Source organism: Pseudomonas sp. TNT2022 ID1044 (assembly GCF_028656895.1).
In the GTDB taxonomy this organism is placed as follows: Bacteria; Pseudomonadota; Gammaproteobacteria; order Pseudomonadales; family Pseudomonadaceae; genus Aquipseudomonas; species Aquipseudomonas reinekei.
The window spans coordinates 41202-52838 of the sequence record NZ_JAMDHB010000028.1; the positions used below are offsets into that span (position 1 = coordinate 41202).

The following is an 11637-nucleotide window of genomic DNA, read 5'->3' on the forward strand; positions in this document are numbered from 1 at the left end:
CCTTAAAACAGTTAGCCGCGTGCGGCGGCGATCTTGATCAACTTTGCGTAGTAGAAGCCGTCGTGACCGCCCTCTTGGGCCAGCAATTGGCGACCATGGGGCTGCTTGATGCCGGCCGCCGTGGCCAGGTCCAGCTCACGGGCGCCCGGTGTGCGGGCGAGGAACGCTTCGATGACTTCGGTGTTTTCGGTCGGCAGCGTCGAGCAGGTGGCGTAGAGCAAGATGCCGCCCACTTCCAGGGTCGTCCACATGGCGTCGAGCAGCTCGCCTTGCAACATCGCCAACGCGGCAATGTCGTCGGGTTGGCGGGTCAGCTTGATGTCCGGGTGACGACGAATCACCCCGGTGGCCGAGCATGGCGCATCGAGCAGAATGCGCTGGAACGGCTTGCCGTCCCACCACGCCTGGGTGTCGCGACCGTCGGCGGCGATCAGCTCGGCGCTGAGTTTCAGGCGTTCGAGGTTTTCACGCACGCGCACCAATCGCTTGGCCTCCAGATCCACCGCCACGACGCCGGCCAGTTTTGGCTCGGCTTCAAGAATGTGGCAGGTTTTGCCGCCCGGTGCGCAACAGGCGTCGAGCACTCGTTGGCCCGGTGCGAGATCCAGCAGATCGGCGGCCAGTTGCGCAGCTTCGTCCTGAACGCTGATCCAGCCATCGGCGAACCCCGGCAGGCTGCGCACATCGGCTGGGGCCTCGAGCACGATACCGTCGCGGCTGTAGACACACGCTGTTGCGGCGATACCGGCGTCGGTCAGCAAGCCAAGGTAGGCGTCGCGACTGTGATGACGACGGTTGACCCGCAGAATCATGGGCGGATGCGCATTGTTCGCCGCGCAAATGGCTTCCCATTGCTCAGGCCAGAAAGCCTTGAGGGATTTTTGCAGCCATCGCGGATGAGCGGTGCGCACCACCGGATCACGTTCCAGCTCGGCGAAAATCGTTTCGCTTTCACGCTGGGCATTACGCAGCACAGCGTTAAGCAAAGCCTTGGCCCAGGGCTTTTTCAGCTTGTCGGCGCAACCGACGGTTTCGCCAATGGCGGCATGGGCCGGAACGCGGGTGTAGAGCAATTGATAGAGACCCACCAGCAGCAACGCTTCGACATCGGCGTCGGCAGCCTTGAACGGTTTTTGCAGCAACTTGGCCGCCAGCGCCGACAAACGCGGCTGCCAGCGAGCGGTGCCGAAGGCCAGGTCCTGGGTGAAGCCGCGATCCCGGTCCTCGACCTTGTCCAACTGCGTGGGCAGCGAGCTGTTGAGCGAAGCTTTGCCGCTCAGGACGGCGGCAAGTGCCTTGGCGGCGGCCAGACGCGGGTTCATTGAGCGTCCGCCGTTTGACCGAGTACCGTGCCGACGGCGAACTTCTCGCGACGGCTGTTGAACAGGTCACTGAAGTTCAAAGCCTTGCCACCGGGCAATTGCAGGCGCGTCAGGCACAGGGCCTGTTCACCGCAGGCGACGACCAGACCGTCCTTGCTGGCGCCGAGGATTTCACCCGGGGCGCCTTTGCCTTCGGCCAGGTGCGCCGCCAGCACTTTCAGGGCTTCGCCGTTCAAGGTGCTGTGGGTGATCGGCCAAGGGTTGAACGCGCGGACCAGACGTTCCAGTTCAACCGCCGGGCGCGCCCAGTCGATGCGTGCTTCGTCTTTGTTCAATTTGTGTGCATAGGTGGCGAGGCTGTCGTCCTGCACTTCACCCTCCAGCGTGCCGGCGGCGAGGCCGGCAATCGCCTGGACCACGGCCGGTGGACCCATTTCGGCCAGTCGATCGTGGAGGCTGCCACCGGTGTCTTCGGCGCTGATCGGCGTGGAGACCTTGAGCAGCATCGGCCCGGTATCCAGGCCGGCTTCCATGCGCATCACGGTCACGCCGCTTTCGGCATCGCCTGCTTCCACGGCACGCTGGATCGGCGCCGCACCGCGCCAGCGCGGCAGCAGCGAAGCATGGCTGTTGATGCAGCCCAGGCGCGGAATATCCAGCACCACTTGCGGCAGGATCAGGCCGTAGGCGACCACCACCATCAAGTCTGGCTTCAACGCGGCCAGTTCAGCCTGAGCGTCTTCATTGCGCAGGGTGGGCGGTTGCAGCACCGGGATGTTGTTTTCCAGTGCCAACTGCTTGACCGGGCTGGGCATCAGCTTTTGCCCACGGCCCGCCGGACGGTCAGGTTGGGTGTAGACCGCAACGATCTCGCAGGGGCTGTTCAGCAGGGCCTTGAGGTGTTCGGCGGCGAATTCCGGGGTGCCGGCAAAGACGATGCGCAGTGGCTCAGTCATGAAAGCTCTCGATTACAAAGCAGCTTGAAAAGAAAAAGGCTTGCCGCAGCAAGCCTTTGAAGAGGGGCATCAGGCGTTCTGGCGATGGAGCTTTTCCAGTTTCTTCTTGATGCGGTCGCGTTTGAGCGTGGACAGGTAATCGACGAACAATTTGCCGTTGAGGTGGTCGCATTCATGCTGGATGCACACCGCGAGCAGATCTTCGGCGATCAGTTCGTAAGGCTTGCCGTCGCGGTCCAGCGCCTTGACCCTGACCCGTTGCGGGCGATCGACGTTTTCGTAGAAGCCCGGCACTGACAGGCAGCCTTCCTGATACTGGCCCATGTCGTCGGTCAGCGGTTCGAGCTCGGGGTTGATGAACACTCGCGGCTCGGTGCGGTCTTCGGAAAGGTCCATCACGACGATACGTTTGTGCACGTTGACCTGGGTCGCGGCGAGGCCGATGCCTGGCGCTTCATACATTGTTTCAAACATGTCGTCGACCAACTGACGCACTTCGTCGTCAACTACGGCCACAGGTTTGGCGATAGTGCGCAGGCGCGAGTCGGGAAATTCGAGGATGTCTAAAATGGCCATAAGCTTGATTACTGCACGTGTGAAGTAAAGTCGGGTCGATGGCCTGGCGGGTCCGAAGATGCAGGCTACCGTTGTAAAACGTAGCTCCCTTCCTTTGATTAGCAAGCCGGGAGCGAGCCACTGACGGCTCTGGCGTTTCACGCGAACGCACATAATAAAGGGATTCACCGCATGAGGAAATCACTACTCGCCTTGCTCCTTCTGGCCTCGGCCGGTTTGGCGCACGGGCAAGTGCAACTTCGGGAAGGTTTTCCACAGCAATACACGGTGGTATCGGGGGACACGCTCTGGGACATCTCGGGTAAATACCTCCGTGAGCCGTGGCAGTGGCCGCAGTTGTGGCAAGCCAATCCGCAGATCGAAAACCCCAATCTCATCTATCCCGGCGATTCGCTGTCGCTGGTCTACGTCAATGGCCAGCCACGCCTGACTCTCAGCCGGGGGGCGTCGCGGGGCACCATCAAGCTCTCGCCGCGGGTGCGCACCAGCCCGGTGGCCGACGCGATTCCGAGCATCCCGCTGAAATCGATCAACAGCTTTCTGCTGAGCAACCGCATCGTCGACAAGGCCGAGGATTTCGACAAGGCGCCGTACATCGTCGCCGGTGATGCCGAGCGCGTGCTCAGCGGCACCGGTGACCGCATCTTTGCCCGCGGCCACTTCGATCCGGCGCAACCGGTGTATGGCATCTTCCGCCAGGGCAAGGTCTATACCGATCCTGAAACCCAGGAATTCCTGGGGATCAATGCTGATGACATCGGTGGCGGCGAGATCGTCGCCACCGAAGGCGACGTCGCCACGCTGGCGCTGCAACGCACGACCCAGGAAGTGCGCCTCGGCGACCGCTTGTTCAGCGGCGAGGAGCGCTCGATCAACTCGACGTTCATGCCCAGCGCGCCAAGCAGTGAAGTCGATGGGTTGATCATTGATGTGCCGCGCGGCGTTACGCAGATCGGTGCGCTGGATGTGGTCACGCTGAACAAAGGTCAGCGCGATGGTCTGGCCGAAGGCAACGTGCTGGTGGTGATGAAGACCGGGGAAACCGTGCGAGATCGTATTACCGGTCAGCCGCTGAAAATTCCCGATGAACGCGCCGGCCTGCTGATGGTTTTCCGCACCTACGACAAGCTCAGCTACGGGCTGGTGCTCAACGCATCGCGCTCGCTGGCGGTGATGGACAAGGTGCGAAATCCGTAAGCGTGCTTCACAAGTTACCAACAGAGTTATCCACAGCTTATTCCCGTTTGTACGGGGGCTCATAACGATCAAGGATGATCCATGTCGCGGTCCGTTGTTACACCGGTTTCCCCTGCGGAACTGGAAGCTCGTTTACGTCTGCACCGTTTGCCGGAACTTGGACCGGTGCGTTTCAAGAAGCTGCTCGAGGCCTTCGGTTCGGCATCAAAAGCCATCAGCGCACCGGCCAGTGCCTGGCGCGCGCTCGGCTTGCCACTGGCGTGTTCCGAGGCCAGGCGCTGCGCTGAAATCCGCGATGGGGCGAGCCACGCATTGGCCTGGCTGGAGCGCCCGGGCCAGCATTTACTGATGTGGGACCAATCCGACTACCCGGCGTTGCTGGCGCAAATCAGCGATGCGCCGCCACTGCTTTTCGTGGCGGGCGATCCCGGTATCCTGGAAAAACCACAGCTGGCGATGGTGGGCAGTCGTCGCGCCTCACGGCCGGGCATGGACACCGCGGGGGCGTTTTCCCGCAGTCTGGCCAGCGCCGGTTTTGTCATCACCAGTGGTTTGGCGCTGGGTATCGATGCCGCCGCGCATCAGGCTGCGTTAGACGTCGGCGGGCAAACGGTCGGTGTGCTTGGCACGGGTCTTGAAAAGTTTTATCCACAGCGCAATCGGCGGCTGGCGGACGCCATGATCGCCTCGGGCAGCGCGGTGCTTTCGGAGTTTCCACTGGATGCTGGCCCCACCGCCAGCAACTTCCCGCGGCGCAATCGCATCATCAGCGGTTTGTCCCTCGGCGTGTTGGTGGTGGAGGCCAGCGTGGCCAGTGGTTCGTTAATCACGGCGAGGCTCGCGGCGGAACAGGGGCGTGAGGTTTACGCGATTCCCGGGTCGATTCATCACCCCGGCGCCCGGGGTTGCCACCAGTTGATCCGCGACGGAGCGATACTGGTAGAGACAATCGAACATGTCCTCGAAGCCCTGCGAGGTTGGCAGCAACAACCGTTGTTCACAGAAACCTGCGAGGCTGCGACCCGCCATCCGCTGTTGATGCTGCTGCATGCGGCGCCTCACACCAGTGAAGCGCTGGCCGTCGCCAGCGGCTGGGCGTTGCCCAAAGTGTTGGCGGCATTGACGGAACTGGAGATGGACGGCAACGCCGTGTGTGAAAACGGGCGCTGGTTTGCGCGGGTGAGCTAGGTTTTATAAACAAGATCGGTAAACTGCGCAGAGCCTTATTCTGGAGTGTTTTTCATGGTCAACAGTTGGCGTGTGCAGCAAGCCGCACGAGCAATTCGCGCAGGGGCGGTGATTGCCTACCCAACCGAAGCTGTCTGGGGCCTGGGTTGCGACCCGTGGGACGAAGAGGCAGTGGAGCGTTTGTTGCTGATCAAGGGCCGGGCGGTGGATAAAGGCCTGATCCTGGTGGCCGACAACATCCGTCAGTTCGATTTCCTGTTTGAAGACTTCCCTGAGCTGTGGATGGACCGCATGGCCAGCACCTGGCCGGGGCCGAACACCTGGCTGGTGCTGCATCAGAACATGTTGCCGCAATGGATTACCGGCGTGCACGAAACCGTGGCGCTGCGGGTCAGCGATCACCCGCAAGTGCGAGATTTGTGCGCACTGGTCGGGCCGCTGGTGTCGACCTCCGCTAACCCGCAAGGCCGGCCGGCGGCGCGGACGCGGGTTCGCGTGGAGCAGTATTTCCGTGGACAGGTTGATCTGGTGCTGGGCGGGATGTTGGGAGGGCGCAAGAACCCGAGCGTGATTCGCGATCTGGCGACGGGGCATGTTGTGCGCCCGGATTGAGACCGCGTCGGCCCCATTCGCTGGCAAGCCAGCTCCCACAGGTTTCGGGGGGAACACAAATATTGTGAACACCAGAAATCACTGTGGGAGCTGGCTTGCCAGCGATGAGACCCCGTCAAACGCTGAAAATCTTAGGGCAACAAAACAACCGAGCCCGTTGTCCGCCGCGCCGACAACTCGGTCTGCGCCTTCGCCGCATCCGCCAGTGGATAACGCTGGCTGATGTCCACCGTCAGCTTGCCGCTGATGATCATTTCGAACAGTTCATCGGCCATCCGCTGCAGGTTCTCGGCGTTGTTTGCATAAGTGCCCAGCGTCGGTCGGGTCACGTACAGCGAGCCCTTCCCCGCCAGTATCCCGAGGTTCACCCCGTCCACGGCGCCGGACGCATTGCCGAAGCTCACGACCAGACCCCGAGGCGCGGCGCTGTCGAGCGACGTCAGCCAGGTGTCCTTGCCCACGCCGTCGTACACCACCGGGACCTTTTTCCCGTCCGTCAATTCCAGTACCCGTTGTGCAACGTTTTCATGGCTGTAATCGATGGTTGCCCAGGCGCCGTTGGCCTTGGCCAGCGCGGCTTTCTCTGCCGAGCTCACGGTGCCGATCAGCTTGACGCCCAGGGCCTTGGCCCATTGGCAAGCCAGCGAGCCGACACCACCGGCCGCCGCGTGGAACAAAATGGTCTCGCCACCCTTGAGTTCGTAGGTCTGGCGCAACAGGTACTGTACGGTCAGGCCTTTGAGCATCACGCCTGCGGCCTGTTCGAAACTGATGGCGTCGGGCAGGTGAACCAGATTGGCCTCGGGCAACACGTGAACTTCGCTGTAGGCGCCCAAAGGTCCGCTGCCGTAAGCAACACGATCGCCCACCTTGAACCGCGTCACTTCGCTGCCGACCGCCTCGACCACGCCCGCACCTTCGGAGCCGACCCCCGATGGCAGAGACGGCGGTGGGTAGAGGCCGCTGCGGTAATAGGTATCGATGAAGTTCAGGCCGATGGCCTTGTTGGTCACACGGACTTCTTTGGGGCCGGGCCCGGCCGGTTGGTAATCCACGTACTCAAGCACTTCGGGACCGCCATGGGCACGGAACTGGATACGCTTTGCCATCTGCTCTCTCCTGAGGTCGATTTACCAAGCGTCCTATCGGACTCCTAAGCTTGATCTTCGTCAACTGCGGCGAGCACATCGGCGGTGGTATGCTACGCGCCCATTTGCGCAGGCCCCGCTCCGATGGAGCGCCGCGTAGCTTTGCCCGATCCAAGGTGATGCCATGACTACCCGCACCGAGGCCGTAAAAGCCTATCTGCTCGACCTGCAAGACCGCATTTGTGCTGCCCTGGAAGCCGAAGACGGCGGCACGCACTTCGTTGAAGACGCCTGGACCCGGCCTGCCGGCGGCGGTGGACGTACGCGGGTGATCGAAAACGGCACGGTCATCGAAAAGGGCGGCGTCAATTTTTCCCACGTCTTTGGCAGTGGTCTGCCACCGTCCGCCAGCGCCCACCGTCCGGAACTGGCCGGCCGTGGCTTCGAAGCGCTCGGCGTGTCGCTGGTGATCCACCCGCACAACCCGCATGTACCGACTTCCCACGCCAACGTGCGTTTTTTCATCGCCGAAAAAGAAGGTGAAGAGCCGGTCTGGTGGTTCGGCGGCGGTTTCGACCTGACGCCTTACTACGGCAATGAAGAAGACTGTGTGCATTGGCACCGTGTCGCCGAGCAGGCCTGCGCGCCGTTCGGCCCGGACGTTTACTCGCGCTACAAAGCCTGGTGTGACAGTTACTTCCACATCAAGCATCGCCATGAACCACGGGGCATCGGCGGTCTGTTTTTCGATGACCTGAACGAGTGGGACTTCGACACCAGTTTCGCGTTCATGCGTGCGATCGGCGATGCGTACATCGACGCCTACCTGCCGATCGTGCAACGGCGCAAGAACGACGCGTTCACGGCCCGGCAGCGGGAGTTCCAGGAATACCGTCGTGGTCGCTACGTCGAGTTCAACCTGGTCTACGACCGCGGCACATTGTTCGGCCTGCAATCGGGCGGGCGTACCGAATCGATCCTGATGTCGCTGCCACCACAAGTGCGCTGGGGTTATGACTGGAAAGCCGAGCCTGACAGCGAAGAAGCGCGCCTGACCGAATACTTCCTGCAAGACCGTGATTGGCTGGCCAACGCCTGAACGAGGAATCCTGATGGACCGTTATGTCGTATTCGGTAACCCGATTGGCCACAGCAAATCGCCGTTGATTCATCGCCTGTTTGCCGAGCAGACCGGGCAGAAACTCGACTACAGCACCTCGCTGGCACCCCTCGACGATTTTTCCGGCTATGCCCGGGCGTTTTTCCTCGAAGGCCGTGGGGCGAATGTGACGGTGCCGTTCAAAGAAGAGGCTTATCGTCTGGCCAACAACCTGACCGCCCGGGCACAAAGGGCCGGAGCGGTGAACACCCTGAGCAAACTGGCCGATGGCAGCTTGCTGGGTGACAACACCGATGGCGCCGGCCTGGTGCGAGACCTGACGGTGAACGCCGGGTTCAGTCTCAAGGGCAAGCGCATCCTGCTGTTGGGGGCCGGTGGCGCCGTGCGCGGTGCGCTGGAGCCGTTGCTGGCCGAGCAGCCGGCTTCTGTGATCATCGCCAACCGCACGGTGGACAAGGCCGAGTTGCTGGCGGAACTGTTCGGCGATCTGGGGCCAGTATCGGCCAGTGGCTACGACTGGCTGCAGGAATCGGTGGACCTGATCATCAACGCAACCTCTGCCAGCCTGACGGGCGATGTCCCGCCCATCGCCAGCAGCCTGATCGAATCGGGCAAAACTGTTTGTTACGACATGATGTACGGCAAGGAGCCGACATCATTCTGCCGCTGGGCAAGCGAACACGGTGCAGCGGTGTCGATGGATGGTTTGGGCATGCTGGCCGAGCAGGCGGCGGAAGCCTTCTTCCTGTGGCGCGGTGTACGCCCGGATACGGCGCCGGTGCTGGCGGAGTTGCGCCGACAGTTGGCTCTCTAGGCCTTTGTGGCGAGGGAGCGTGCTCCCTCGCCACAGGGTTCAGTGCGTTTCCGTGCAGTGTTTCAGTCTTCAAACCGAATCGGGCACTTCTGCGCGCCTTCGAGCTTGCGTAGCTCTTCCACCACCTGCGGCCGCGCCTGGCGCAAGGTCAAACTGCGATTCTGGCGCAGCAAGCGTCGGGCTTCCTGATGCAGCATTTCCACCCCTGAATAGTCGATGAAATTGATCTGCTGTGCCTCGATCACCACGCGCGCGCCGTGCATGCGTTGCAGGCGCACTTGCAGGTAATGGCTGGCGCCGAAGAAGATCGAGCCGCCGACCCGCAGAATGTCTTCATCGCCGTCGCATACATGTTGGACCCGCGGTTGCGAGGTGCGTTTGAGGTAGAAAAACAGCGAGGCCAGCACGCCGGCGTAAATCGCAGTCTGCAGTTCCAGCAACAGCGTGGCGACGCAGGTCAGGGCCATGACCGCGAATTCGGCGCGGCTGACCCGAAGCAAGGCACGAATGCCGCGATGGTCGACCAGGCCCCAGGCGATCAACAGAATGCTGCCCGCCATGGCCGGGATCGGAATGTGCGCAATCAGACTCGCGCCGAATACCGCAAACAGCGCCACCCACAACGCCGAAAAAATCCCTGCCAACGGTGAGCAGGCCCCTGCTTCGTAACTGAGGCCGGAACGGGTGAAGGAACCGGCTGACAGCGATCCGGAAAAAAACGCGCCGACGATATTCGACAGGCCTTGGGCGCGAACTTCCTGGTTGGCGTCGAGAAGTTGTTGCGAACGTGCGGATATCGAGCGGGCAATCGACAGGCTGGTCACCAGCCCGAGCATGCCGACGGCGACGGCGCTGGGCAGCAGGCGCAAGATCAAATCGAGATCCAGCGGCAGCGGACTGAAGGGCGGCAGCTTGCCGGTGAAGGCGCTGACCAGTTGCACATGGCCAAACATCGATGGCCAGCACCACACCAGCAATGCGCCCAGCACCAGGGTAATCAGCAGCGTTGGCCAACGTGGCAGCCACAGCTTGAGGACCACCCCCACCCCCACCGTTGCCAGCCCCAGCGCCAGCGAGGCTTTGTCCACTTCGCCGAGATGGCGAAACAGAGTGATGAAACTGTCCAGGGCGGTGGCCTGGCTCGGCAAGTCCAGCCCCAGCAGGTTGGGCAGTTGGCCGACGGCAATCACCACCGCCGCGCCGAGGGTGAAACCGAGCACCACCGAGTGGGAGACGAAGTTCACCAGCGCGCCAAAACGCAGCAATCCCAGCAGCCACTGGAAAATCCCCGCCAGGAAGGTCAGTAACAGGATCAGGGTGACGTAGTCCTGCGTCGCTGGCACGGCCAGAGGACTGACGCTGGCATACAGGACAATGGAGATTGCCGCCGTAGGACCGCAGATCAAATGCCACGACGAACCCCACAGACAAGCAATCAGCACCGGAATGATCGCCGCATAGAGCCCGTATTCCGGAGGGAGCCCGGCGATCAGTGCGTAGGCAATGGATTGCGGCAACGCGAGAATCGCACCGCTGAGGCCAACGATGAGATCACGACCGACGCTGGCGCGGGATTGCCGGGGCAACCAGGTGAGAAAGGGGAAGAGTGAATGGCGGCTGGGAAAGGCCATGGGTCCTCTCGGGTTAAGTTTTGCGCAAGGGTATCAGCACCAGCCAATCATTGTGGCGAGGGAGCTTGCTCCCGCTGGAGCGCGCAGCGCTCCCAATCCAGTCAACGCGAATAGTCAGCCTTATCGAGTCGTCCGGGCTTGCGTCTGCTACGCAGCCGAGCGGGAGCAAGCTCCCTCGCCACAGGTAATCACTACAGTCCCTTGCCAGGTAATCGTTACAGCTTGGCTTTGACCGCTGGCAACGCATCCTTGCCATCCACGGTCTTCACGCCATCCAGCCATTTATCCAGCACCGCCGGGTTGGCCTTGATCCACGCCTTGGCGGCGTCAGCATTGCTGACTTTCTTGTTCACTACCTCGGCCATGATGCTGTTCTCCATCTCCTGGGTGAAACTCAGGTTGGTCAGCAGTTTGCCAACGTTCGGGCAGGCTTGTGCATAACCTTTGCGGGTCAGGGTGTACACGCTGCCGGTGTCGCCGAAGTATTTTTCGCCGCCCTTCAGATAATGCATTTTCAGCTGTACGTTCATCGGGTGCGGGGTCCAGCCGAGGAAGGTCACGAATTTCTGTTTTTTCACCGCGCGGGACACTTCGGCCAACATCGCCTGCTCGCTGGACTCGACCAGTTTCCACTGGCCCATGTCGAAATCGTTCTTCTTGATGATCTCCTGCAGGGAGATGTTCGCAGGTGCGCCGGAACCGATGCCGTAGATTTTTTTGTCGAACTTGTCGGCAAACTTGTTCAGGTCGGCAAAGTTATGCACACCCGCGTCCCACACGTAGTCCGGGACCGCGAGAGTGAACTCGGTGCCGTCGAGGTTTTTCGCCAGTTGCGTAACATCGCCGGTGGCGACGAACTTGTCGTAGAAGCCCTGCTGCGCTGGCATCCAGTTACCCAGGAACACATCGACCTGGCCGTCCTTGAGCCCGCCAAAGGTAATCGGCACCGCGAGTGTGTCGACCTTGGCCTTGTAGCCCATGCCGTCCAGCAGAAACCCGGTGATGGCATTGGTCGCGGCGATGTCGCTCCAACCCGGGTCGGCCATTTTCACCGTCTCGCATTGATCGGCGAACGCCGATGCACTGCTCAGAGCCAGGAGCCCGACCGTCAGTACTGTGGATAACCTTTGCAT

11 protein-coding genes are annotated in these 11637 nt (G+C 61.7%); 5 read left to right on the forward strand and 6 right to left on the reverse strand.

What is annotated here, in order from left to right:
* Window positions 1-11 precede the first annotated feature (11 nt).
* From rsmB to def, 3 genes are all read right to left on the reverse strand, one after another.
* Complete coding sequence (gene rsmB / locus M5G20_RS27580; RefSeq protein ID WP_273921787.1) at window positions 12-1322, reverse strand: 16S rRNA (cytosine(967)-C(5))-methyltransferase RsmB; 1311 nt, start codon at window positions 1320-1322, stop codon at window positions 12-14.
* Window positions 1319-2278, reverse strand: a complete 960-nt coding sequence (gene fmt / locus M5G20_RS27585; protein ID WP_273921788.1) for a methionyl-tRNA formyltransferase — start codon at window positions 2276-2278, stop codon at window positions 1319-1321. The genes rsmB and fmt overlap by 4 nt, the downstream gene beginning before the upstream one ends.
* 69 nt (window positions 2279-2347) lie before the next feature.
* A complete protein-coding gene (gene def, locus M5G20_RS27590; protein WP_075946931.1) occupies window positions 2348-2854 on the reverse strand; it encodes a peptide deformylase in 507 nt (168 codons plus the stop codon).
* 171 nt (window positions 2855-3025) lie between these two features.
* On the opposite strand from def, the gene M5G20_RS27595 reads away from it, so the two are divergent.
* The 3 genes from M5G20_RS27595 to M5G20_RS27605 all read left to right on the forward strand — a co-directional run bounded on the left by M5G20_RS27595 (window position 3026) and on the right by M5G20_RS27605 (window position 5851).
* Entirely contained in the window at window positions 3026-4051 is a 1026-nt protein-coding gene (locus M5G20_RS27595) for a LysM peptidoglycan-binding domain-containing protein (RefSeq protein WP_273921789.1), read from the forward strand.
* Between the two features lie 81 nt (window positions 4052-4132).
* The gene (gene dprA / locus M5G20_RS27600) at window positions 4133-5239 is read left to right on the forward strand and encodes a DNA-processing protein DprA (protein ID WP_273921790.1); all 1107 of its coding nucleotides are present in this window, start codon (window positions 4133-4135) and stop codon (window positions 5237-5239) included.
* Between the two features lie 54 nt (window positions 5240-5293).
* Window positions 5294-5851 (forward strand): L-threonylcarbamoyladenylate synthase, encoded by a 558-nt coding sequence (locus tag M5G20_RS27605; protein ID WP_273921791.1) that lies wholly within the window; start codon window positions 5294-5296, stop codon window positions 5849-5851.
* A 131-nt stretch (window positions 5852-5982) separates the two neighbouring features.
* Here M5G20_RS27605 and M5G20_RS27610 read toward each other — a convergent pair whose 3' ends face one another.
* Complete coding sequence (locus tag M5G20_RS27610) at window positions 5983-6960, reverse strand: NADPH:quinone reductase (RefSeq protein ID WP_273921792.1); 978 nt, start codon at window positions 6958-6960, stop codon at window positions 5983-5985.
* Window positions 6961-7123: 163 nt separating this feature from the next.
* On the opposite strand from M5G20_RS27610, the gene hemF reads away from it, so the two are divergent.
* Together hemF and aroE are read left to right on the forward strand one after the other, a co-directional pair.
* Window positions 7124-8038 carry an oxygen-dependent coproporphyrinogen oxidase gene (gene hemF / locus M5G20_RS27615; RefSeq protein WP_273921793.1) on the forward strand — a complete coding sequence of 305 codons (915 nt, stop codon included), beginning with the start codon at window positions 7124-7126 and terminating at the stop codon, window positions 8036-8038.
* Between the two features lie 13 nt (window positions 8039-8051).
* Window positions 8052-8873 (forward strand): shikimate dehydrogenase, encoded by an 822-nt coding sequence (gene aroE, locus M5G20_RS27620; protein WP_273921794.1) that lies wholly within the window; start codon window positions 8052-8054, stop codon window positions 8871-8873.
* A gap of 62 nt (window positions 8874-8935) precedes the next feature.
* Here aroE and M5G20_RS27625 read toward each other — a convergent pair whose 3' ends face one another.
* Together M5G20_RS27625 and choX are read right to left on the reverse strand one after the other, a co-directional pair.
* Window positions 8936-10504: a SulP family inorganic anion transporter gene (locus tag M5G20_RS27625; protein ID WP_273921795.1), complete on the reverse strand. Its 1569-nt coding sequence runs from the start codon at window positions 10502-10504 to the stop codon at window positions 8936-8938.
* 215 nt (window positions 10505-10719) lie between these two features.
* The gene (choX, locus tag M5G20_RS27630) at window positions 10720-11637 is read right to left on the reverse strand and encodes a choline ABC transporter substrate-binding protein (protein WP_273921796.1); all 918 of its coding nucleotides are present in this window, start codon (window positions 11635-11637) and stop codon (window positions 10720-10722) included.